The 23274-nt window shown below is 73.6% G+C and carries 13 protein-coding genes and 1 rRNA gene; 11 read left to right on the forward strand and 3 right to left on the reverse strand.

Annotated elements, in window-relative coordinates:
• Positions 1 to 92 (forward strand): 5S ribosomal RNA (gene rrf / locus ACFVSN_RS34995); the annotation flags it as partial.
• Between the two features lie 61 nt (positions 93 to 153).
• The gene (locus ACFVSN_RS35000) at positions 154 to 1002 is read left to right on the forward strand and encodes a phosphatase PAP2 family protein (protein ID WP_387957518.1); all 849 of its coding nucleotides are present in this window, start codon (positions 154 to 156) and stop codon (positions 1000 to 1002) included.
• On the opposite strand, the gene ACFVSN_RS35005 is transcribed toward ACFVSN_RS35000, so the two are convergent.
• The gene (locus tag ACFVSN_RS35005; RefSeq protein ID WP_380445382.1) at positions 995 to 1558 is read right to left on the reverse strand and encodes an acetate uptake transporter; all 564 of its coding nucleotides are present in this window, start codon (positions 1556 to 1558) and stop codon (positions 995 to 997) included. The two genes, ACFVSN_RS35000 and ACFVSN_RS35005, sit on opposite strands and share 8 nt — an antisense overlap.
• A 373-nt stretch (positions 1559 to 1931) precedes the next feature.
• Complete coding sequence (locus ACFVSN_RS35010) at positions 1932 to 4493, reverse strand: SpoIIE family protein phosphatase (protein ID WP_387957520.1); 2562 nt, start codon at positions 4491 to 4493, stop codon at positions 1932 to 1934.
• Between the two features lie 575 nt (positions 4494 to 5068).
• On the opposite strand from ACFVSN_RS35010, the gene ACFVSN_RS35015 reads away from it, so the two are divergent.
• From ACFVSN_RS35015 to ACFVSN_RS35055, 9 genes are all read left to right on the forward strand, one after another.
• Positions 5069 to 9586 (forward strand): HAMP domain-containing protein, encoded by a 4518-nt coding sequence (locus ACFVSN_RS35015; protein WP_380445404.1) that lies wholly within the window; start codon positions 5069 to 5071, stop codon positions 9584 to 9586.
• 351 nt (positions 9587 to 9937) lie between these two features.
• Positions 9938 to 10576 (forward strand): two-component system response regulator, encoded by a 639-nt coding sequence (locus tag ACFVSN_RS35020; RefSeq protein WP_380498319.1) that lies wholly within the window; start codon positions 9938 to 9940, stop codon positions 10574 to 10576.
• Positions 10577 to 10730: 154 nt separating this feature from the next.
• The gene (locus ACFVSN_RS35025) at positions 10731 to 13409 is read left to right on the forward strand and encodes a DNA translocase FtsK (RefSeq protein ID WP_380506071.1); all 2679 of its coding nucleotides are present in this window, start codon (positions 10731 to 10733) and stop codon (positions 13407 to 13409) included.
• 276 nt (positions 13410 to 13685) lie between these two features.
• The gene (locus ACFVSN_RS35030; protein WP_329924323.1) at positions 13686 to 14543 is read left to right on the forward strand and encodes a RodZ domain-containing protein; all 858 of its coding nucleotides are present in this window, start codon (positions 13686 to 13688) and stop codon (positions 14541 to 14543) included.
• Positions 14544 to 14640: 97 nt separating this feature from the next.
• Positions 14641 to 16134, forward strand: coding sequence for a 30S ribosomal protein S12 methylthiotransferase RimO (gene rimO / locus ACFVSN_RS35035; protein ID WP_380445385.1), 1494 nt, complete (start codon positions 14641 to 14643; stop codon positions 16132 to 16134).
• Entirely contained in the window at positions 16131 to 16769 is a 639-nt protein-coding gene (pgsA, locus tag ACFVSN_RS35040) for a CDP-diacylglycerol--glycerol-3-phosphate 3-phosphatidyltransferase (RefSeq protein ID WP_380445386.1), read from the forward strand. The genes rimO and pgsA overlap by 4 nt, the downstream gene beginning before the upstream one ends.
• A gap of 14 nt (positions 16770 to 16783) precedes the next feature.
• Positions 16784 to 17290: a CinA family protein gene (locus ACFVSN_RS35045; RefSeq protein WP_380445387.1), complete on the forward strand. Its 507-nt coding sequence runs from the start codon at positions 16784 to 16786 to the stop codon at positions 17288 to 17290.
• Positions 17291 to 17625: 335 nt separating this feature from the next.
• Positions 17626 to 17994 (forward strand): helix-turn-helix transcriptional regulator, encoded by a 369-nt coding sequence (locus tag ACFVSN_RS35050; RefSeq protein ID WP_359964922.1) that lies wholly within the window; start codon positions 17626 to 17628, stop codon positions 17992 to 17994.
• Between the two features lie 69 nt (positions 17995 to 18063).
• On the forward strand, positions 18064 to 18357 hold the full coding sequence (locus ACFVSN_RS35055; protein WP_387957523.1) for a hypothetical protein: 294 nt from the start codon (positions 18064 to 18066) through the stop codon (positions 18355 to 18357).
• Positions 18358 to 18430: 73 nt separating this feature from the next.
• Here ACFVSN_RS35055 and ACFVSN_RS35060 read toward each other — a convergent pair whose 3' ends face one another.
• Positions 18431 to 23161, reverse strand: coding sequence for an ATP-dependent helicase (locus ACFVSN_RS35060; protein WP_387957525.1), 4731 nt, complete (start codon positions 23159 to 23161; stop codon positions 18431 to 18433).
• Positions 23162 to 23274: the final 113 nt, after the last annotated feature.

Below are 23274 nucleotides of genomic sequence, written 5' to 3' on the forward strand. Positions count from 1 at the left end.
CGCCCGGTTACATTCCGAACCCGGAAGCTAAGCCTCACAGCGCCGATGGTACTGCAGGGGGGACCCTGTGGGAGAGTAGGACGCCGCCGAACAATCATTCCAAAAAGACCCATTCCCGATCGGGAGTGGGTCTTTTTGCGTTACCCTCTGCGAATGCAGAACCTGACCCTGACCTGGCAGTCCGCCGGGGGCACCGCCGTTGTTCTCTACGGCGGCGCGTACGTCGCCGCGAGGGTCCGGAAGCCGTCCTTGTCGGCGCTCCTGCGCGAGGCCGGCACCCTGCTCGCCCTGTTCGCGCTGTGGCAGCTGGTGGGGCACCTGTCGGTGATGAGCGCGGACCACGCGCTGGACCGGGCGGAGTGGATCCACCGGACGGAGCTGGCGGTCGGGCTGCCGGACGAGGCGTCGTGGCAGGCCGCGATCACGCCGTACCCGGTGCTGGTGCGGCTGGCGAACTACTACTACGCGGTCATGCACTTCGGCGTCATGCTGGCGGTGCTGCTCTGGGTGTTCCTGCGGCACCGCGAGCGGTACGCGTGGGTGCGGAACACCGTGGTGATCACGACGGCGGTCTGCCTCCTGGTCCAGTTCATCCCGGTGGCACCGCCGCGGATGCTGCCGGAGAACGGCTTCGTCGACGTGGCCGCGCAGTACGGGCAGTCCGTGTACGGCGGCGCGGTCGGCGGCGTGGTGGTGGCGGACCAGCTGTCCGCGATGCCGTCGGTGCACGTGGCGTGGTGCGTGCTGGCGGCGGTCGCGGTGATCCGGGTGGCGCGGAGCCCGTTGCGCTGGCTGATGGTGCTGCACCCCGTCCTGACGGTCGCCGTGGTCGTCGTGACCGCCAACCACTTCTGGGCGGACGGCATCGTCGCCGTGACGATCCTGCTCTTCGCCTACGCCGTCCTGGCGCTGACGGCACGCCGGCGGGGCCGGCCCTCCGTCGACGAGACGGAGGACCGGCCCCGCAGCGGGTCCGGTTCGCGGACCGGGCAGGTCACTTGAGCGGCAGCGCGATCCGACCCCACTTGCCGTTGCTCAGCCTGGCCGTGGCCCCGTACCAGGCGATGAGCCCGGAGAGCGCCGCGACCCAGCCCGCGAGCTTGGTGAGGCTGCCGTGGCCGCCGAACGCGCCGATGGCGGCGACCAGCAGGGACAGCGTCAGCAGGCCGTAGACGGCCCGGCTGTACAGGCCCGCGCCCCAGCTCGCCGCGGTGAGGGTGAGGGCGAGCAGGGCCCACAGCAGCAGGAACAGCCCGGCGGCGTTCTTGCTCGCGCCGCCGGCCACCGACCAGGTCGCCCAGAAGGCGCCGAGGCTGGTGAACGCGGTGCCGGTGAAGCCCTCGCCGCCGCGGAGCTGCCAGAGGCCCGCGACGAACAGGGTGATGCCGCCGACGACGTGGGCGAGGTGGGCCGCGTCCCCGGCGCCGGTGCCCTTGAGGATTCCGGTCGAGAGCAGGCCGTAGGCGAGAAGTGTGAGGCCGAGTGCGAGGTAGCCGAGGTTACCCGCGTCGGCTCCGGTGGGACGGGCGTTCGTTGCCCCGGAGGCGTCGTTGCTCACCGGAGGCTCCTTTCACTCTGGCCGCGCGCAGGGCGCAGTCAACGCAGTGGAGTGGTCCGAAGGAGTGGTTGCGAGAAGGTGCGCGCGACCGCGCCGAGGGCGCACGGCAGGAGCGTGCGCGGGCTGCGGTCAGAGGTGGTGGGCCGAGGGCCGAATGTTCCGGGCCGAGGGGTGGGGGGAAGTCCCCGCTGAGGTCGGTGTACCCGGGCCGACCAGGCTTGTACCCTTGTGAATCGCACAATTTGTGGCGCCGTCAGCTGTGGAACGCTCACGATCGGCCGCCGGCCGGGTCCGGCCGTGGCAGTTCTGCTCAGTGGCGGCGGTCCGGCGGGTCCGCCCCGGCGCCGACCCGGTCGGCACGGGTGCGTCGCGCTCAGCTCGTGCGCTGGGCGGGCACCCGCAGCGTCAGGATCGCCATGTCGTCGGACGGCGGCTCCGGGGCGAAGCGCTCGACCGCGCGCTGCACGCGCATGGCGACGGCCCCGGCGGTGAGGCCGGTGCAGCCGGTGAGGACCTCGGCGAGGCCGTCGTCGCCCAGCATCCGGCGGCCCTCGCGGCGTTCGGTGACGCCGTCGGTGACGCAGAGCAGGACCTCGCCCGGGGCGAGCACGAGGTGCTCGGCGGTGAGGTCGAGGTCGTCCATGACGCCGAGCAGGGGCTGCGGGGTGGCGGCGCGGTCGACCTGGCCGTCGGTGCGCAGCCGCAGCGGCAGCGGGTGGCCGGCGCAGACCAGGGACAGTTCGGTGCTGCCGTCCGGTCGGGGCGTCAGTTCGCCGTAGAGCAGGGTGAGGAAGCGGCTGCGCGAACCCTCGTCCAGGATGGCCGCGTTGAGCCGGGTGAGGACCTGCGGGGCGTCCAGGCCCTCACGGGCGAGCAGGCGCAGCGAGTGGCGGGCCAGGCCGGTGACGGAGGCGGCCTCGGGGCCGGTGCCGCAGACGTCGCCGATGGCGAAGCCGTACGTGCCCTCGCGGATGGTGAACAGGTCGTAGAAGTCGCCGCCGACCTCGTTCCCCTCGCCGGCGGCCTGGTAGTACACGTCCACCTCGACGCCGGGGATCTCGGGCAGGTCGGGTGGCAGGAGGCTGCGCTGGAGGGCCTGGCTGGTCGCGGTGCGCTCGGAGTAGAGGCGGGAGTTGTCGAGGGCGAGGGCGGCCCGGCGGGAGAGGTCCTCGGCGAGTTCGAGGATCTCCTGGCGGAAGCGGACGCCGGCCGGGGTGCCGAGGGCGAGCAGGCCGATGACGCGGTTGCGGGCGGTGAGCGGCAGGACGACGGTCTCGCCGAGCACGCCCGCGAGTTCGGGGCTGTCGGTGAGTCCGCCGGCGGCGGCGGTCTCGGTGGGTGCGGGCCAGAACCGGGCGCTGTGGGCGGGGCCGGGGTCGGGCGCGGGGGTCTTGTCGAGCAGGCCGCGCAGCGCGTCGATGCGGTCCTCGTCCTCGTGCAGGACGAAGGCGAGGTTGGGCGCGGCGCCGTGGTCGCCCTTGGTGTAGACGGCGCACCAGGAGGCGAGGGTGGGGACGGCCATCTGGGCCATCAGGGCGAGGGTCTGCTCGTGTTCGAGGGTGCCGGCGAGCAGGTCGGAGGCTTCGACGAGGAAGGAGAGCGAGCCGCGGCGCAGTCGTTCGAGCTCGGTGAGGCGGGTGCTTTCGACGGCGAGGGCGACCCGGTCGGCGGCGAACTGCAGGCGCAGCGCGTCCTCGTTGTCGTAGCGGCGGGGGGCGGCGGTGGCGATGCCGAGGGAGCCGATCAGCCGGCCCTCGACCTTGAGCGGGACGGTGACCAGGGAACGCATGCCGCTGCCGTCGAGGAGGGCCGGTCCGGCCGGACGGGCGATCAGGTCGTCGTGGACGGTGGGCAGCCGGGCGGAGTCGTAGCGGTTGCCGTGTCCGACCGGGAAGCGGGTGTGGCGGCGGTGTCCGGTGGTGAGGCCGGTGGCGGCGCGGACCTCGAACTCGGTCTCGTCCTCGGTGGTGAGGAGCAGGTAGGCGGCGTCGGCGTCGAGCAGGTCGCGGGCGCGTTCGACGGTGCGCTGGAGCAGGGTGTCGAGGTCGTCGGTGGCGACCGGGCCGGCCAGCAGGTCGAGCCGGGGGCCGGCCGGGTCGGTGCGGTCGCCGGGCAGGGCGCGGGCGGGGGAGCGCAGGACGGCGCGGTCGGGTTCGAGGACGAGCAGGCAGAGTGTGGAGGGGACGCCCTCGGTGTCACGGACGCGGACCTGGACGCCGTACACCTCCTCGGTGCGGCCGTCGGCGCGGCGGACGGCGAAGCCGCCCTCCCAGCGCGCGAGGCGCAGGGTCTCGGCGAGGCCGAGGCCGCGGGCGGGGGTGTCGGGCCAGACGGCGAGGTCGGCCCACGGGCGGCCGAGGACGCTGTCGGCGGGGTGCCGGAAGAGGGCTTCGGCGTCCGGGTTCCAGGCGAGGACGCGGCCGTCGTCGTCGAGCTGGACGACGGCGACGTGCACCGGGCCGGGGCCGCTGGGCAGGTCGCTGCCGGGGGTGGCGGGGACGGCGTAGCGGGTGCCGGCGACGGGGACCGGCAGGGCGAGGCGGAACCAGACGGTCTTGCGGCCGGCCGCGTACTCGACGCCCCAGCGTTCGGCGAGGGCGGAGCACATCAGCAGGCCGCGGCCGCCCTCGCCGTCGGGGTCGGCGTAGCGGTCGGAGGAGGTGACGGGGCCGTCGGTGAAGGCGGGCAGGCCGCGTTCCGGGTGGTGGTCGGTGACCTCGATCCGGACGGTGCCCTCCTCGCGCAGGCAGCCGACCTCGGCGGCGGTGCCGGCGTGCACGACGGCGTTGGTGACGAGTTCGCTGACCAGGACGACGGCGTCGTCGACGACCTCCGGCAGCCCCCAGCCGAGCAGCGCGTCCCGGACGAAGCCCCGGGCGGCGGCCGCGGACCTGCCGTCGGGGTCGAAGGTGGCGGCTGCGCGCGCGGTGACCACGTTGCCACTTCTCCTCTGCTGCTCTTGCCCTGGCTGTCCGGGTGCGGCGCCGTCTCCCGGTACGCGCCGGCGGGTGGGCGGCGGCGCTGGGACGGGTCGTGGCCCGGTGCAGCGCTCCACCCTACTTTCCGCTTGGTTCCCCGTGGGGGCGGGGCGTCGAAACGGGCACCAGAGGGTGATTCTGCCCACGCGTTTCGGGAGAGGCGGTAACAACCGTGTGCAACCGGCCGTATACCCGGGGCCGGTGCTGCCAGACTGGGGGGTCCGCGACGGTCGGTCGGGACAGTACGGTCGACGCGGGTGCCGGTGCGTCGTGAGGTGCGGCCGGTGCGCAGCCCAAGCCGGGGCGGTGCCCGGGCCCCGGTCCGCCGGGGCGCGGAGGGCCACCGGACAGTTCACGACGTGGGAGGGGCCCGTTGAGTTCGGCCACCAAGGACGCAACCGGTACGACGCAGGCCGCCCAGCGCGGTGCTCGCCCCGGGGCCGCGCCGCGGAGCGCGGCCGGCCGGCGAGCGAACCACGGCCGGGGCGCGGAACCGGCGGAGCTGCGCAAGCTGCTGTCGGCGCTGACGGCGATGCGCGACGGCAACTTCCGGCGCCGGCTGACGGTGCCGGGGGACGGGCCGCTGGCGGAGATCGCCGCGGTGTTCAACGAGGTGGCCGAGCGCAACCAGCACCTGACCGGTGAACTGGCCCGGGTGCGGCGGGCGGTGGGCCGCGAGGGCCGGCTGAACGAGCGGCTGGAGACCGGTGCGGGCGAGGGCGCCTGGATGGCGGCGGTCGACAACTGCAACGCGCTGATCGACGACCTGGCCCGTCCGATGGCCGAGGTGGGCCGGGTGCTGACCTCGATCGCCGAGGGTGACCTGGACCAGAAGATGGAGCTGCGCTCGCTGCACAGCAACGGGGTGAGCCACCCGCTGCGCGGCGAGTACCTGAAGATCGGGCGGACGGTCAACGGACTGGTGGACCAGCTCTCGGAGTTCACCGACGAGGTGACCCGGGTGGCCCGCGAGGTCGGTACCGAGGGCAAGCTGGGCGGTCAGGCCAAGGTCCGCAGCGTGTCGGGCAGTTGGAAGGACCTGGCGGACTCGGTCAACACGATGGCCGGGCGGCTGACGGCCCAGGTGCGCAACATCGCCCAGGTGACGACGGCGGTGGCCAAGGGCGACCTGTCCCGCAAGGTCACCGTCGAGGTGGCCGGCGAGATGCTGGAGCTGAAGAACACCGTCAACACGATGGTGGACCAGCTCAACGGTTTCGCGGCGCAGGTGACGAGGGTCGCCCGGGACGTCGGGACCGAGGGCCGCCTCGGCGGTCAGGCGCAGGTGCCGGGCGTGGCCGGGGTCTGGCGGGACCTGACCGACTCGGTGAACTTCATGGCCGACAACCTGACCGGCCAGGTGCGGAACATCGCCCAGGTGACGACGGCGGTGGCGCGCGGGGACCTCTCGCAGAAGATCGAGGTGGACGCGCGTGGCGAGATGCTGGAGCTGAAGAACACCATCAACACGATGGTGGACCAGCTGTCCGGGTTCGCCGAGCAGGTGACCAGGGTGGCCCGCCAGGTGGGCACCGAGGGCCGCCTCGGCGGTCAGGCGCAGGTGCCGGGCGCGGCGGGCGTGTGGCGCGACCTGACCGACAACGTCAACTTCATGGCGAACAACCTCACCGATCAGGTGCGCAACATCGCCCAGGTGACGACCGCGGTCGCCAAGGGCGACCTGTCGCAGAAGATCCAGGTGGACGCGCGCGGGGAGATCCTGGAGCTGAAGAACACCATCAACACGATGGTGGACCAGCTCTCGGCGTTCGCGGACGAGGTGACCCGGGTGGCCCGGGACGTCGGCACCGAGGGCATCCTCGGCGGCCAGGCGAGCGTGCCGGGGGTGTCCGGGACCTGGAAGGACCTGACCAACTCCGTCAACCTGATGGCCAACAACCTGACCAGCCAGGTCCGCAACATCGCCGAGGTGACCACGGCGGTCGCGCGCGGCGACGTCTCGAAGAAGATCACCGTCGACGCCCGGGGCGAGATCCTGGAGCTGGTGACGACCGTCAACACGATGGTGGACCAGCTGTCGGCGTTCGCCGACGAGGTGACCCGCGTCGCCCGCGAGGTGGGCACCGAGGGGATCCTGGGCGGCCAGGCCCGGGTGCGGGGGGTGTCGGGCATCTGGAAGGACCTGACCGACAACGTCAACTTCATGGCGTCCAACCTGACCGGGCAGGTGCGCAACATCGCCGAGGTCGCCTCGGCGGTGGCCCGCGGCGACCTCTCGAAGAAGATCACCATCGACGCGCAGGGCGAGATCGCGACGCTCGCCGGGACGCTGAACACGATGGTCGACCAGCTCTCGTCCTTCGCCGTCGAGGTGACCAGGGTCGCCCGCGAGGTCGGCACCGACGGCACCCTGGGCGGCCAGGCGAGCGTGCCCGGCGTGGCCGGCATCTGGAAGGACCTGACCGACAACGTCAACCTGATGGCCAACAACCTCACCGGCCAGGTCCGCAACATCGCGCTGGTGATCACGGCGGTGGCCCGCGGCGACCTGTCGCAGAAGATCGACGTCGACGCGCGCGGCGAGATCCTCCAGCTCAAGACCAGCATCAACACGATGGTCGACCAGCTGTCCGCGTTCGCCGACGAGGTCACCCGCGTCGCCCGCGAGGTGGGCACCGACGGCCGCCTCGGCGGCCAGGCCCGGGTGCCCGGGGTGGACGGCACCTGGCAGGACCTCACCGAGTCGGTGAACGAGCTGGCCAACAACCTGACCCGGCAGGTGCGCGCGATCGCGCAGGTCGCCACCGCCGTGACCAGGGGCGACCTGAGCCTGCGGATCGACGTCGACGCCGCGGGGGAGCTCGACGAGCTCAAGGACAACATCAACCAGATGATCGCCAACCTGCGCGAGACCACCCGCACCAACCAGGAGCAGGACTGGCTCAAGACCAACCTCGCCCGGATCTCCGGCCTGCTCCAGGGCCGCCGGGACCTGGAGGCGGTCGCCTCGCTGATCATGACCGAGCTCACCCCGGTGGTCTCCGCCCAGCACGGCGCGTTCTTCCTCGCCCAGCCGGCCGGCCGCACCGCCGAGCTGATCACCGAGGACGACGACGAGAACGACACCGTGCTGCGCCTGATCGGCAGCTACGGCTACCAGCGGCGCGCGATGCCGACCACCTTCCGCCCCGGCGAGTCGCTGATCGGCCAGGCCGCGGTGGAGAAGCGGGCGATCATCCTCAAGGAGGCGCCGCCCGGGTACCTCAAGATCGCCTCGGGCCTCGGCGAGGCCTCGCCGGCCCACATCGTGGTGCTGCCGGTGCTGTTCGAGGGCCGGCTGCTCGGCGTGATCGAACTCGCCACCTTCAGCTCGTTCACGACCGTCGCCCTCGACTTCCTCAACCAGATCGCCGACCTGATCGGCGTCACCGTCAACACCATCAGCGTCAACACCAAGACCGAGGGCCTGCTGCTGGAGTCCCAGCGGCTCACCGCGGAACTCTCGATGCGCTCCGCCGAGTTGGAGGCCCGTCAGGAGGAACTGGAGCGCACCAACGAGGAGTTGCAGGAGAAGGCCGAGCAACTCGCCCAGCAGAACCGCGACATCGAGATCAAGAACAGCGAGATCGAGGAGGCCCGCCAGGTCCTGGAGGAGCGCGCCGAACAGCTCGCCCTGGCCTCCCGCTACAAGAGCGAGTTCCTCGCCAACATGTCGCACGAGCTGCGCACCCCGCTCAACTCGCTGCTGATCCTGGCCAAGCTGCTCTCCGACAACAACGAGGGCAACCTCTCGCCCAAGCAGGTCGAGTTCGCCGACACCATCCACGGCGCCGGATCCGACCTGCTCCAGCTGATCAACGACATCCTCGACCTGTCCAAGGTCGAGGCCGGCAAGATGGACGTCCGCCCGAGCCGGATCGCCCTGGTCCAGCTGGTCGACTACGTCGAGGCCACCTTCCAGCCGGTCGCGCTGGACAAGAACCTGGACTTCGCCGTCCGGGTCTCGCCCGCGCTGCCGGTCACCCTGCACACCGACGAGCAGCGGCTCCAGCAGGTGCTGCGCAACCTGATCTCCAACGCGGTCAAGTTCACCGACGCGGGCGCCGTCGACTTCTCGATCAGCCCGGCCGGGCCGGACGTGCCCCAGCACGTCCGCGAGCAGCTGCTGGAGTCCGGCTCGATCAAGGACCCGGACGACCCGCTGATCGCCTTCGCCGTCTCCGACACCGGCATCGGCATCCCCGGCAACAAGCTGCGGGAGATCTTCGAGGCCTTCAAGCAGGCCGACGGCGGCATCAGCCGCAAGTACGCCGGAACGGGCCTGGGCCTCTCGATCAGCCGGGAGATCGCCCGGCTGCTCGGCGGTGAGATCCACGTCGAGAGCGAGCTCGGCAGGGGCTCGACCTTCACGCTCTACCTGCCGCTGCGCACCGAGTCCTCGGACACCCCGCCCACCGAGCGCGCCGCCGTGGCGGCCGTGCCCAACACCCCGGTGCTGCGCGCCACCGTCGGCGTGACCCCGGTGGGCGTTCCCGTCCCGGTGGGCGAGAACCCGGCCGACCACTGGGCCCAGGAGGTCCGCGAACTCGCCGAGGAGCGCCGCCGCGGCGCCGTGGAGCGCCGTCGCACCGCCGCCCTGGACCTCCCCGCCGGGGGCCGCCCGGTGGAGCCGGTCCCGCTGCGCCCCGGCCGCACCGACGCGCGCTTCGGCGGCCAGCAGGTGCTGATCGTCGACGACGACGTCCGCAACGTGTTCGCCCTCACCAGCGTCCTGGAACAGCACGGCCTGACCGTCCTGTACGCCGAGAACGGGCGCGAGGGCATCGAGATGCTGGAGCAGCACGAGCACGTCGCGCTGGTCCTGATGGACATCATGATGCCGGAGATGGACGGCTACGCGACCACCGAGGCGATCCGCCGGATGCCCCAGTTCGCCGGCCTGCCGATCATCGCGCTGACCGCCAAGGCGATGAAGGGCGACCGCGAGAAGTCCCTCGCGGCGGGCGCCACCGACCACATCACCAAGCCGGTGGAGACCGACCACCTGCTGGCGGTGATGCACGAGTGGCTGCGGCCCGACCGGCCCTGAGCGCGTACCCCAGGTCCCGTTTCCCAAGCGGGACTTGAGCGACGCTCCGCCGGCGGGGCGCGCACCGGGAGGCGGACTCCGGGGCGTACGCCGGGCCGGAGATCGGTTTGCTGGCGGGGAGGGCCGGGAACCCGGTAGGGTCACCGATCGTTGCGAACAGTGACCGGACGGCGACACACTGCTGAGCGTGCGCCGGAGCACCGGCCGTGCACCGGTCCCGATCGGGTCCGACGCAGCCGGGTCGCGACGGAGCGATGTGCCGGGCGAGGGGGTGCGGCTAGCATGACCGGGGTAGCGGTGGGCAGTACGCGAGTGCCCTCACCGGGCAGGCAGGCGACAGGAGGGCGGGCCCTGATGCAGAAGGCGAAGATCCTCCTGGTCGACGACCGGCCGGAGAACCTGCTGGCACTGGAGGCGATCCTGTCGGCGCTCGACCAGACGCTGGTGCGCGCGGCGTCCGGCGAGGAGGCGCTCAAGGCGCTGCTGACCGACGACTTCGCCGTGATCCTGCTGGACGTCCAGATGCCGGGCATGGACGGCTTCGAGACCGCCGCCCACATCAAGCGCCGCGAGCGCACCCGGGACATCCCGATCATCTTCCTCACCGCGATCAACCACGGCCCGCACCACACCTTCCGCGGCTACGCGGCCGGCGCGGTCGACTACATCTCCAAGCCGTTCGACCCGTGGGTGCTGCGCGCCAAGGTCTCCGTCTTCGTCGACCTGTACGTGAAGAACTGCCAGCTGAAGGAGCAGGCCGCGCTGCTGCGGCTGGAGCTGGAGGCGGGCGGCGGAGAGCCGGCCCTCGGCGGGGCGCTGCTCGGCGAGCTGTCCGCGCGGCTGGCGGCGGTCGAGGAGCAGGCGGAGGCGCTGGGCAAGCAGCTGGACGGCAGCGCCGACGCGGGGGTGGCCGCCACCGCGGCGCACCTGGAGCGGAAGCTGGCCGGGCTGCGCCGGGCCCTGGACGCGCTGCGCCCGGGCAGCTCGTAGGGGTACGCAGGAGCCGCGCCGGCCGGCCCGACCGGGTGGAGCGCGCGGGCGTCCGGGTGAATTCCGGTCAGCGTGACGGAGTGTCTGCGACACGTCGGGGCGCCCCGGCTCGCCACATGTGCACCGGTGGCCCGCACCGGTAGGCTGCTGACCCATGGCCACTCGTACGCCCGGAAACGCAGCACGTAAGACGAGTCCGGGACCGTCCAAGAAGGCCGCGGCGAGGACTCCGGGCAAACCGCCGGCGAAGAAGGCGGCGCCCCGCAAGGCACCCGCGAAGAAGACGGCGGCCAGGTCGGCCCCGCCACCGCCGCCGAACAGGTCGATACTCCTGCGCGCCCTCAACGGGCTCGCGAGCCCGATCGCCGCGATCTTCCGGGGCGTCGGCGACGGTGCCAAGAACCTCCACCCGGCCCACCGCAAGGACGGGCTGGGCCTCGTGCTGTTCGCGCTCGGCCTGGTGACGGCCGCGGGGACCTGGTTCAGCCCGCAGGGCTGGCTCGGCGAGGCGGCCACCGCCGTGGTGTCCGGGCTGTTCGGGCGGCTCGACGTGCTGGTGCCGTTCCTGCTGGTCGGGATCGCGATCCGGCTCTGGCGCCACCCGGAGCTGCCGGAGGCCAACGGGCGGATCGTGATCGGCCTGAGCGCGCTGGTGGTCGGAGTCCTCGGCCTGGTCCACATCGGCTGCGGCGCGCCCACGATGGGCAGCGGCGCGTCCCGGATAAGGGCGGCGGGCGGCATCATCGGCTGGGCCGCGTCGACGCCCATGATGGCCGCCGCGGGCCCGGCGCTGGCCGTGCCGCTGCTCCTGCTGCTGGCCTTCTTCGGCCTGCTGGTGGTCACTGCCACCCCGGTCAACCGCATCCCCGAGCGGTTGCGCTCCGCCGGCGTGCGGCTCGGCGTGGTCGAGCCGGGGCCGGAGGACGAGTACGGCGAGGGGCGTGCGCCGGAGCGCGAACTGTCCACGGATCCGCCGGAGGACGCCGACCCGTCGGCGCTGCCGTTCAGCGTCGACTCCGAGGACACGGTCGACGAGGTGGCCGCCCGTCGGCGCCGCCGCCGGCGCAAGCCGCAGTCCGAGGAGCCCGAGGGCGCGGAGGCGGGCCCCGAGCCCGTCTCGTTCGACAAGGACGTCGACGACCCGTTCACCACCCGCAACCTCGCCGCGGGCGCCGCCGCCGACCTGGACGGCGCGCTGGTCTACGGCGTGCCCGCCTCCTCCGCGGTGGCGGACATGATGCACCAGGTGCAGGACCGCACCGCCCCGCCCGAGGAGGCCCTCGTCCCGGCGGCCCGCGGCGGCGGCCCGGGCGCGCCCGAGGAGCACGGCCGCGCCCCGGTGCGGATGGAGCAGCTCCAGCTCTCCGGCGACATCACCTACAGCCTGCCGCCGCTCGACCTGCTGGAGCGCGGCGGCCCGGCCAAGCCCCGCAGCGCCCTCAACGACGAGGTGGTGGCCCAGCTCACGAGCACGTTCGCCGAGTTCAAGGTGGACGCCAAGGTCACCGGATTCACCCGGGGCCCGACGGTCACCCGCTACGAGGTCGAGCTCGGCCCGGCCGTCAAGGTGGAGCGGATCACCGCGCTCGCCAAGAACATCGCGTACGCGGTGGCCAGCGCGGACGTGCGGATCATCAGCCCGATCCCGGGCAAGTCCGCGGTCGGCATCGAGATCCCCAACCGGGACCGCGAGATGGTCAACCTCGGCGACCTGCTGCGCTCGCGCACGGCCGCCGAGGACACCCACCCGATGGTCGTCGGCATGGGCAAGGACGTCGAGGGCCACACCGTGATGGCCAACCTCGCGAAGATGCCGCACATCCTGGTGGCCGGGGCGACCGGCGCGGGCAAGTCCTCCTGCATCAACTGCCTGATCACCTCGATCCTCGCCCGGGCCACCCCGGACGAGGTGCGGATGGTGCTGGTCGACCCCAAGCGGGTCGAGCTGACCGCCTACGAGGGCATCCCGCACCTGATCACACCGATCATCACCAACCCCAAGAAGGCCGCCGAGGCCCTCCAGTGGGTGGTGCGCGAGATGGACATGCGCTACGACGACCTCGCGGCGTTCGGCTTCCGGCACGTCGACGACTTCAACGCGGCGGTGCGCGCCGGGAAGGTCACCCCGCCGCTCGGCAGCGAGCGCGAGCTGACGCCGTACCCGTACCTGCTGGTGATCGTCGACGAGCTGGCCGACCTGATGATGGTCGCCCCGCGCGACGTCGAGGACTCGGTGGTCCGGATCACCCAGCTGGCCCGCGCGGCCGGCATCCACCTGGTGCTTGCCACCCAGCGGCCCTCGGTGGACGTCGTGACCGGTCTGATCAAGGCCAACGTGCCGTCCCGGCTGGCCTTCGCGACCTCCGCGATGGCCGACTCCCGGGTCATCCTGGACCAGCCCGGCGCCGAGAAGCTGATCGGCAAGGGCGACGCGCTCTTCCTGCCGATGGGCGCCGGCAAGCCGATCCGCATGCAGGGCGCGTTCGTCACCGAGGCCGAGATCGCCGCGGTGGTGCAGCACTGCAAGGACCAGTTGGCCGCCCGCTACCGGGACGACGTCACGGTCGGCGGCGGGCCGAAGAAGGAGATCGACGAGGAGATCGGCGACGACCTCGACCTGCTGATCCAGGCCGCGGAGCTGGTGGTCTCCACCCAGTTCGGCTCGACCTCGATGCTCCAGCGCAAGCTCCGGGTCGGCTTCGCCAAGGCGGGCCGGCTGATGGACCTGATGGAGTCGCGCGGGATCGTCGGCCCGAGCGAGGGCTCCAAGGCGCGCGACGTGCTGGTGAAGCCGGACGAGCTCGACGGGGTGCTGGTGACCCTGCGCGGCTGACGGACCGGGCGCGGGAGGCGGGTGTCCCGGACGAGGTGTCACTCGTTCGGAGGAGGGTAGGCGCCAGGGCGGGAACCGAACGTCCGCGCACCGCGTCACTGGCCGGAAAGCGATCACCGTGCTCCCCCTGCGTGACCCCGCCGACCGGCCGTCTGCGGGGCCCCACCCCGATCGGGGCGGGTGCGCGCATTCGGGCCTGTTCCGCTTGAGAATCGATCCGTCCACGCCCCTAGACTGTTCCCCAGCAGGTGGCCATCCGCTCGAAAGGCGTGCCCCGTGACCATCGGCAAGTCCCCCGACCGCGAGAACGCCCCGTCGTCCGCAGAGCCGAGCGACGCGGTCCAGGCGGCCGATGCCCCGAGCATCGGCCGGGTGCTGTCCGCCGCCCGGCTGGAGGCCGGACTCACGGTGGATCAGGTGAGTACGGCGACCCGCGTCCGGGTGCCGATCGTGCATGCCATCGAGGAGGACGATTTCGGCCGCTGCGGCGGCGACTTCTACGCCCGCGGGCACATCCGTGCGATCGCCCGCGAGGTCGGCGTGGACGGCGAGGCCCTGGTGGCCCGCTACGACGCCGCGCACGGCGGCTCACCGGCCTCCAAGCGGCCCACCCAGCTGATCGAGAGCGGCCCGATCAAGGTGCCCTCCCGCGGCCGGCCGAACTGGACCGCCGCCATGGTCGCCGCGATCGTCGCGGTGGTCGCCCTGATCGGCTTCAACCTGGTGAGCGGCAAGGGCGGCCACACCGGCACCGGCTCGGCCAGCGCGCCGCTGCCCAGCGGCACCGGCACCGGCTCGATCGCCCCCGCGCCCTCGCCCTCCGTGCAGCCCCCGGCCCCCGCGCCGAGCGCAGCGGCGATCGCGGCCGTCCCGGCCGACAAGGTCACCGTGAAGCTGGTCGCCGAGGGCACCAGCTGGGTCTCGGCCATAGACGGGAACGGCAAGTCGCTGTTCCAGAACAACATCAGCGACGGCCAGGACCAGACCTTCACCGACCCCAAGCAGATCAAGCTGGTGCTCGGCAACGGCGGGGCCGTGCACGCGTACGTCAACGGCAAGGACCTCGGTCTGCTCGGCAAGGACGGGCAGGTGGTGCACGTCACGTACACCCCCGGAGACCCGCAGGCGGGCTGACCACCGGCACCGGGCGGGGCCCGCAGAAGATCGTGTTATCGAGGCGCGCGGCCTCCGGGGCGAACGGCACCGGGAGCCGCGCGTTAATCTTGGGCCTATGCCTGAACGCCGTACTGTCGCCCTTGTCACGCTCGGATGCGCCCGCAACGAGGTGGACTCCGAGGAACTCGCCGGGCGACTGGAGGCCGACGGCTGGTCGCTGGTCGACGACGCCGCCGAAGCCGACGTGGCCGTCGTCAACACCTGCGGCTTCGTCGAGGCCGCCAAGAAGGACTCCGTCGACGCCCTGCTGGAGGCCAACGACCTCAAGGGGCACGGCCGCACCCAGGCCGTCGTCGCGGTCGGCTGCATGGCCGAGCGCTACGGCAAGGAGCTCGCCGACGCGCTGCCCGAGGCCGACGGGGTCCTCGGCTTCGACGACTACGCCGACATCTCCGACCGCCTCCAGACCATCCTCTCCGGCGGCCACCACGCCCCGCACCTGCCGCGCGACCGCCGCAAGCTGCTGCCGATCAGCCCGGCCGAGCGGCAGTCCGCCGCCGAGACCGTCGCGCTGCCCGGCCACGGGCCCGCCGAGACCCCGGCCGAGCCGATCGACGACCTGCCCGAGGGCCTCGCGCCCGCCTCCGGCCCGCGCACCCTGCGCAAGCGGCTGGACGACAGCCCGGTCGCCTCGGTCAAGCTCGCCTCCGGCTGCGACCGCCGCTGCTCCTTCTGCGCCATCCCGGCCTTCCGCGGATCGTTCATCTCCCGCCGCCCCTCCGACGTCCTGAACGAGGCCAAGTGGCTGGCCGAGCAGGGCGTCCGCGAGGTCGTCCTGGTCAGCGAGAACAACACCTCGTACGGCAAGGACCTCGGCGACATCCGCCTGCTGGAGACGCTGCTCGGCGAGATCGCGGAGATCGACGGCGTCGAGCGCGTCCGGGTGTCCTACCTGCAGCCCGCCGAGATGCGCCCCGGCCTGATCGACGCGATGACCGGCACCGCCGACGTCCTGCCCTACTTCGACCTGTCCTTCCAGCACTCGGCGCCGGCGGTCCTGCGCCGGATGCGCCGCTTCGGCTCCACCGACCAGTTCCTGGAGCTGCTGAAGACCATCCGGGACAAGGCCCCGCAGGCCGGCGCCCGCTCCAACTTCATCGTCGGCTTCCCCGGTGAGACCGAGGAGGACTTCGCCGAGCTGGAGCGCTTCGTCACGCACGCCGGGCTCGACGCGATCGGCGTCTTCGGCTACTCGGACGAGGACGGCACGGAGGCCGCGACCTACGACGGCAAGCTCGCCGAGGACGTGATCGCCGACCGGCTGGACCGGCTCAGCCGGCTCGCCGAGGAGATGACCGCGCAGCGCGCCGAGCAGCGGATCGGTACCGAGGTCGAGGTCCTGATCGAGTCGGTCGAGGAGGACGTGGTCGAGGGCCGCGCCGCCCACCAGGCCCCCGAGACGGACGGTCTGACCACCCTCACCGGCGTCGAGGACCCGCGGGTCGGCCAGTTCTGGCGGGCCAGGGTGGTGGCCAGCGAGGGCGTCGACCTGATCGCCGAGGCCCTGGAGCCGGTGCGGGTCCGGCAGGCCCCGGGAGCCGGGGAATGACCAAGGGGCCCGGCGCCCCGCCCGCGGCCCATCCGGACAGACCGGCCGCCGCGCTGCCGCCGGCGCCGGCCGTCTGGAACATCGCCAACATGCTCACGATGCTCCGGCTGCTGCTGGTGCCGGTCTTCGTGGCGCTGCTGTTCGCCGACGGCGGGCACGACCCCAAGTGGCGCTCGGTGGCCTGGGCCTCCTTCGCCATCGCGATGATCACCGACCTGTTCGACGGCGAGATCGCCCGGCGCAAGGGCCTGGTCACCGACTTCGGCAAGATCGCCGACCCGATCGCCGACAAGGCGATCATGGGCTCGGCGCTGATCGGCCTGTCGGTCCTCGGCGACCTGCCCTGGTGGGTCACCGCGGTGATCCTCGCCCGCGAGCTCGGCATCACGCTGATGCGCTTCTGGGTGATCCGCTACGGCGTCATCCCGGCCAGCCGGGGCGGCAAGCTCAAGACCCTGGCCCAGGGCATCGCGGTCGGCATGTACGTGCTGGAGCTGACCGGGTGGCTCGCCACCGCGCGGGCCGTGCTGATGGGCCTGGCGGTGCTGCTGACCGTCGGCACCGCGCTGGACTACATCGGGCAGGCGCTGCGCCTGCGCCGCGAGGGAATGGCCGCGGAGCGCGCGGACCGGTGAACGAGGGGGGCCTGGTGACGCACCACGGGACTGCGGAGCACACGACCGCGGACTACGCGCTGGCCGAGCGGGTGCACGCGGCGCTGCGCGGCGGGGGCAGCACGGTGGCCGTCGCCGAGTCGCTGACCGGCGGGCTGCTGGCGGCCGCGCTGGTCGACGTCCCCGGGGCGTCCGCGACCTTCCGGGGATCGGTGACGGCGTACGCGACCGAGCTGAAGGCCTCGGTGCTCGGGGTGGACGAGGGCCTGCTCGACGTCCACGGGCCGGTGCACCCGGTGGTGGCCCGGCAGATGGCCGAGGGCGTCCGGCGGTTGCTGGGGGCGACGTACGGGCTCGCGACGACCGGGGTGGCCGGGCCGGAGCCGCAGGACGGGCAGCCGGTGGGCACCGTACACCTGGCGCTCGCCGGTCCGGGGGGAACTCTGGTCAGTTCGCCCCGGCTGTCCGGGGGGCGTGCCACAATCCGTCACGGGGCCGTGACCGCCGCGCTGGAGCTGCTCGCCGGTCGGCTGCCGGCCTGAGCCGAAGGCACGGCCCAGGACCCCGTCCGTCCCGATCCCTGCCGACCGGGATCCGCCCGAAGTCGCGTGCGGGGACGGTGGAGCCGCAGGATCGTGTTACATCCGACAGCCTGGTTGGGCAGAAACCAGGTGGAGAACGAGTTGCGTGACGGTGGCCGGGCGGCCCGCGAGGGGTACCACGAGGGGCCCGCGGACCCGGGTACGACACCGGAACGAGGAGGGGGACAGCCTTGCAGCCCAGAGTGAACACGACCAGGGTCCCCGCACGCGAAGCGGGCAAGGCGGTACGGTGGGGGCGTGACATCTCGATCCGCAGTCCGAGGAGGGAGGCACCGATGATCCTGCTCCGTCGCCTACTGGGCGATGTACTGCGTCGGCAGCGCCAGCGCCAGGGCCGCACACTCCGCGAGGTGTCGGCGGCCGCCAGGGTTTCGCTCGGTTACCTCTCCGAGGTCGAGCGGGGACAGAAGGAGGCCTCGTCCGAGCTGCTCTCCGCCATCTGCGACGCGCTCGACGTCCGGATGTCCGAGGTCATGCGCGAGGTCAGCGACGAACTGTCGCTCGCCGAACTTGCGGCGATGGCCACCCTCTCCGAAGGTGATCTGCTGAGGCCGGTGCTCGAACCGGTACCGCTGCCCGCCCCCGGCGCCGACCGGGCGACCATGTCGCCCAAGGCCGCCGCGATGGACGTGGTCGCCGCCTGATCCGGCCTCGACTCCCGGCACGCCTGCTCGACGCAGGGCAGGGCCCGGGGCGAGCGAAGGAGGGCGGTCGTGCGGAGAGACGCGACGGCGCACGCGGTGGCCCGAATACGGCCGGTGCTGCGGCGCCTGGTGCCGTGGCCGGCCCGCTGGGTCCTGGTGGTCCTGTCGGCCGGGCTGGTCTGGTGGCTCCTGGTGGTCCGGGGGCAGCTGGCCGACGGCGCGGTGCTCGGCCTGCTCGCGGCCGGCGGCTGGGGGCTCGGTCTGATCCCGGTCCACGCCGACCGGAGCGCGACCGGACCGGTCCGCCGCGGGGCCCGCGGGGCCGTGGGCCGAACGGAGGCGCCGACGCCCCCGATCGGGTGAGAAGTGTGCGGGAAGGCCGCGGGGTCGTTGACTCCGCGGCCTTCGGCGTACCCGGGCACCGGTCCCGCGGGGTTCACGGACGCAGGCGCAGCCCGCGCGGAGTGGCGTGGAAGCCCGCCTCCTCCAGGGCCGCGCCGAGCTCCGAGCCGAGGGCGGGCTCGCCGTTGGCCCGTTCGACCGTGACGCTGCCGAGCGCGCCCTCCCGGACGGCACCGGCCAGGGCGGCGGCCGCCGACGCCCGGGTGGCCCCGTCCTCCGGCCAGGCCAGCAGGGACTTGCCGCCGCGTTCGACGTAGAGGGCGAGCTCGCCGTCCACCAGCACCACCAGGGCGCCCGCCTTGCGGCCGGGCCGGTGCGCCCCGGCCTCCTTGGCGCCGGGGGCGGCCGGGGGCTCGGGCCAGGGCAGCGCGGCGCCGTAGGCGTTCGCCGGGTCGGCGGCGGCGAGCACCAGCACCTGCGGCGGCTCGGCGGCGGGGCCGGCCGGCCATTCGGTGGCCCGGGTGCGCTCCAGCCGGCCGTTGACCGACCGCAGCCGGTCGGCCGCGCCCTCCATCGCGAACTGGGCGCCGCCGAGGCCCTCGACGAAGTAGCCGCGGCGGGTGCGCCCGCGCTCCTCCATCGCGGCGAGCACCCGGTACACCCCGGCGAAGCCGCCCGGGACCCGCTCGGCCGCCACCGTGCCCCGGGTCAGCAGGCCGTGGCGGTCCAGCAGGGCCTGGGCCTGGGCGGTGGCCCGGACCGTGGGGTCGGCGGCCGGGGCGGGCAGCAGCGACCAGCGGCCGGCCACCGTCGGCGGGCCGCTGCGCAGCGCGCCGCCGGCCCGGCCGAAGGCGCGGCCGGCCCCGCCGTAGCGGCCGCGCGGGGTGGCCCTGGGGGCGCGGTGGGCGGTGGTGCCCGCCGTCCGGCCGGAGCCGAGCAGGGCGCGCAGCGGGGCGAGGGTGTCGTTGCTGACGTAGCCGGCCCAGACGAGGTCCCACAGGGCCTCGACGACCTCCGGTTCGGGGGTCTCGTCGCCGTCGGCGCGGAGCCGCTCGACCAGCTGGCGGAAGAACAGGCCGTAGCCGCCGGTGAGGGCGGTCATCAGGGCGCCGTGCAGCGGGGTGACGGCGGGCGGCACGGGCTCGGGGCGCAGCAGGTGGGCGTTCTCGGCCAGGTGGAGGCTGATCCAGCCGTCCTTGCCGGGCAGGGCGCCGGCGCCGCACCAGCCGAGCTCGCCGGCCGCCATCAGTTCGTCCAGCAGGCCGGGGGAGTAGTCGGCGAGGCGGGCCGGGAGGATCAGCTTCTCCAGGGCGGAGGCGGGCAGGGCGGTGCCCTGGAGCTGTTCGACCACCCGGAGCAGGCCGTCCGGCCCGCGCAACCGGTGGCCGGCGAGGTGCTGCCACTGGGGGAGGAAGGCGGCCAGGGCGCGCGGCGGGACGGGCTCGACCTCCTGGCGCAGGGCGGCCAGGGAGCGGCGGCGCAGGCGGCGCAGGACCTCGGCGTCGCACCACTCGACGGTGGCGGTGTGGCCCTCGACGGGCCTGAATTCGCCCTGGACGAGGCGGCCGGTGGCGGTGAGGCGGTGCAGGACGCCGGTGACGACGGCGGTGCCGAGGCCGAGGCGGGCGGCGGCCTCGGCGGCGGTGAACGGGCCGTGGGTGCGGGCGTGCCGGGCGAGGAGGTCGCCCAGGGGGTCCTTGACCGGTTCGGTGAAGGCTTCGGGGACGCCGACGGGCAGGGGGGTGCCGAGGGCGTCGCGCAGCCGTCCGGCGTCCTCGACGGCGGCCCAGCGCTGCTCGCCGGCGATCCGGACCTGGATGACCCGGCGGGCGGCCTCCAGCTCCAGGGCCCAGAGCGGCTCGGCGCCGCGGGCGGCGAGCTCCGCCTCGGCGAGCGGGCCGAGCAGGCGCAGTGCGTCGGCGACGCCCTCGGCGTCCTTGATCCGGCGCTCGGGGGTGAGGCGCTGGAGCTCGGCCTCCAGTTCGGCGAGCACCTGCGGGTCGAGCAGTTCGCGCAGTTCGGCCTGGCCGAGGAGTTCGGACAGCAGCCGGGAGTCGAGCGACAGGGCGGCGGCGCGGCGCTCGGCGAGCGGGGAGTCGCCCTCGTAGAGGAACTGGGCGACGTAGCCGAAGAGCAGGGAGCGGGCGAAGGGGGAGGGCTCGGGGGTGGTGACCTCGACCAGGCGGACGGCGCGGGATTCGAGGTCGCCCATCAGCTCGACCAGGCCGGGCACGTCGAAGACGTCCTGGAGGCACTCCCGGACGGCCTCCAGGACGATCGGGAACGAGCCGTACTCGGAGGCGACTTCGAGGAGCTGGGCGGCGCGCTGGCGCTGCTGCCAGAGCGGTGTGCGGCGGCCGGGGTTGCGCCGGGGGAGCAGCAGGGCGCGGCCGGCGCACTCGCGGAAGCGGGAGGCGAACAGGGCGGAGCCGCCGACCTGGTCGGTGACGAGCCGCTCGATCTCGCCGGGGTCGAAGAGGGCGGCGTCGGCGCCGACCGGGGCCTCGTCCGGGGCGCTGTCCGGGGCGGACCGCTGCGACGGGCCGGCGAAGTCGAAGTCGGGGGCGAGCAGGTCGGCGTCGGGCAGGCGGAGCACGATGCCGTCGTCGGCGTGCATGACCTGCGGGTCGAGGCCGTGCTTCTCGCGCAGCCGGGCGCCGAGGGCGAGGGCCCAGGGGGCGTGCACCTGGGCGCCGAAGGGGGAGTGGATGACGATCCGCCAGTCGCCGAGTTCGTCGCGGAAGCGCTCGACGACGATCGTGCGGTCGTCCGGGAGGTGGCCGCAGGCGGTGCGCTGTTGGGCGAGGTAGTCGAGCAGGTTCCCGGCGGCCCAGTCGTCGAGGCCGGCCCGCTTGAGGCGCTCGGTGGCGTCGGCGGGGGCGAGTGCGCCCAGCTCGCGGGTGAACGCGCCGAGGGCGCGGCCGAGTTCGAGCGGGCGGCCGAGGGTGTCGCCCTTCCAGAACGGGAGCCGGCCGGGGATTCCGGGGGCGGGAGTGACGAGGACCTTGTCGTGGGTGATGTCCTCGATCCGCCAGGACGTGGTGCCGAGGGTGAAGACGTCGCCCACGCGGGACTCGTAGACCATCTCCTCGTCCAGCTCTCCGACGCGGCCGCCGCCCTTCTTCGGGTCCGTCCCGGCGATGAAGACGCCGAACAGGCCGCGGTCGGGGATGGTGCCGCCGGAGGTGACGGCGAGGCGCTGGGCGCCGGGGCGGCCGGTGACGGTGCCGGCGACGCGGTCCCAGACCAGGCGGGGGCGCAGCTCGGCGAAGGCGTCCGAGGGGTAGCGGCCGGCGAGCATGTCGAGCACCGCGTCGAAGGCGGACTGCGGGAGGGTGGCGAACGGCGCGGCGCGGCGGACCACGGCGAGCAGGTCGTCCACCGGCCAGGTGTCCAGCGCCGTCATGGCGACGAGCTGCTGGGCGAGGACGTCCAGCGGGTTGCGCGGGACGCGCAGGGCCTCGATCCGGCCGGCCCGCATGCGTTCGGTGACCACGGCGGACTGGACGAGGTCCCCGCGGTACTTGGGGAAGAAGACGCCGGTGGAGACGGCGCCGACCTGGTGGCCGGCCCGGCCGACTCGCTGGAGGCCGGAGGCCACCGAGGGCGGGGACTCGACCTGGACGACCAGTTCGACGGCGCCCATGTCGATGCCCAGCTCCAGGCTGGAGGTGGCGACCACGGCGGGCAGCCGGCCGGCCTTCAGCTCCTCCTCGACCAGGGACCGCTGCTCCTTGGAGACCGAGCCGTGGTGGGCCCGGGCGAGGACCGGCGGGACGCCCCTGGCCGCGCCGGAGCCGCCCATCAGCTGGGCGGGGGCGTGCGCCTCGGGGGCGGCGGCGCCGGTGGCGCGCTCGTGGGCGATCTCGTTCAGCCGGTTGCACAGGCGCTCGGCGAGGCGGCGGGAGTTGGCGAAGACGATCGTCGAGCGGTGCGCCTGGACGAGGTCGACGATCCGCTCCTCGACGTGCGGCCAGATCGAGGACTGGCGCTGTGGATCGCTGTCGGAGGAGCCGCCGGTGGCGGGGGCGGCGGGCAGGTCGTCCAGGTCGGGGACGGGCACGACGACCGAGAGGTCGAACTCCTTGGCGGCGGCGGGCTGGACGACGGCGGCGCCGCGCTGCGGGCTGAGGAAGCGGGCCACCTCCTCCACCGGGCGCACGGTGGCGGACAGGCCGATCCGGCGGGCCGGGCGGTCCAGCAGCTCGTCCAGGCGCTCCAGGCTGAGCGCGAGGTGGGCGCCGCGCTTGGTGCCGGCGACCGCGTGGACCTCGTCGAGGATCACGGTGTCGATGCCGCGCAGCGCCTCCCGGGAGGCCGAGGTGAGCAGCAGGAAGAGCGACTCGGGGGTGGTGATCAGGATGTCCGGCGGGTGGGTCGCGAAGCGGCGGCGGTCGGCGGCGGGGGTGTCGCCGGAGCGGATGGCGACCTGGACGTCAGGTTCGGGCACGCCGAGCCGGACGGCGGCCTGGCGGAGCCCGGTCAGCGGGGCGCGGAGGTTGCGCTCGACGTCCACGGCGAGGGCCTTGAGCGGCGAGACGTACAGGACCCGGCAGCGGCGCTTGGTGTCGGCCGGGGGCGGGGTGCTGCTGAGCCGGTCCAGGGCGGAGAGGAACGCGGCGAGCGTCTTGCCGGAGCCGGTGGGGGCGACCACCAGGACGTCCGTCCCCCGTCCGATGGCGCGCCAGGCCTCGGCCTGGGCGGTGGTGGGCGCGGGGAAGGCGCCGGTGAACCAGGCCCGGGTGGCGGGGGCGAACCCGGCGAGCGGGTCGTCCTGCGGTTCGTCCGGCCGGTCGGCCGGCGGGATCAGCTGCTGGGGCGCCATGCCCCCATGGTGCCGGGTGGGACCGACAACCGGGCGGGTGGCGGGGGAGCGCCGGGTGGGTGGGGCGGTGCGGTGGGGCGGTCCAGCGAAAGGAGGTGTAGTTAAAGGAGCAA

The sequence above is a fragment of the Kitasatospora sp. NPDC057904 genome (assembly GCF_042887925.1).
Lineage (GTDB): Bacteria > Actinomycetota > Actinomycetes > Streptomycetales > Streptomycetaceae > Kitasatospora.

What these genes read in the sequence shown, in the direction of transcription:
- ACFVSN_RS35000 (WP_387957518.1), top strand. Translation starts at nt 154, where the DNA reads ATGCAGAACCTGACCCTGACCTGGCAGTCCGCCGGGGGCACCGCCGTT.
- ACFVSN_RS35015 (WP_380445404.1), top strand. Translation starts at nt 5,069, where the DNA reads ATGCGCGACGGCAACTTCCGGCGCCGGCTGACGGTGCCGGGGGACGGG.
- ACFVSN_RS35025 (WP_380506071.1), top strand. Translation starts at nt 10,731, where the DNA reads ATGGCCACTCGTACGCCCGGAAACGCAGCACGTAAGACGAGTCCGGGA.
- rimO (WP_380445385.1), top strand. Translation starts at nt 14,641, where the DNA reads ATGCCTGAACGCCGTACTGTCGCCCTTGTCACGCTCGGATGCGCCCGC.
- pgsA (WP_380445386.1), top strand. Translation starts at nt 16,131, where the DNA reads ATGACCAAGGGGCCCGGCGCCCCGCCCGCGGCCCATCCGGACAGACCG.
- ACFVSN_RS35050 (WP_359964922.1), top strand. Translation starts at nt 17,626, where the DNA reads ATGATCCTGCTCCGTCGCCTACTGGGCGATGTACTGCGTCGGCAGCGC.
- ACFVSN_RS35060 (WP_387957525.1), bottom strand. Translation starts at nt 23,161, where the DNA reads ATGGCGCCCCAGCAGCTGATCCCGCCGGCCGACCGGCCGGACGAACCG.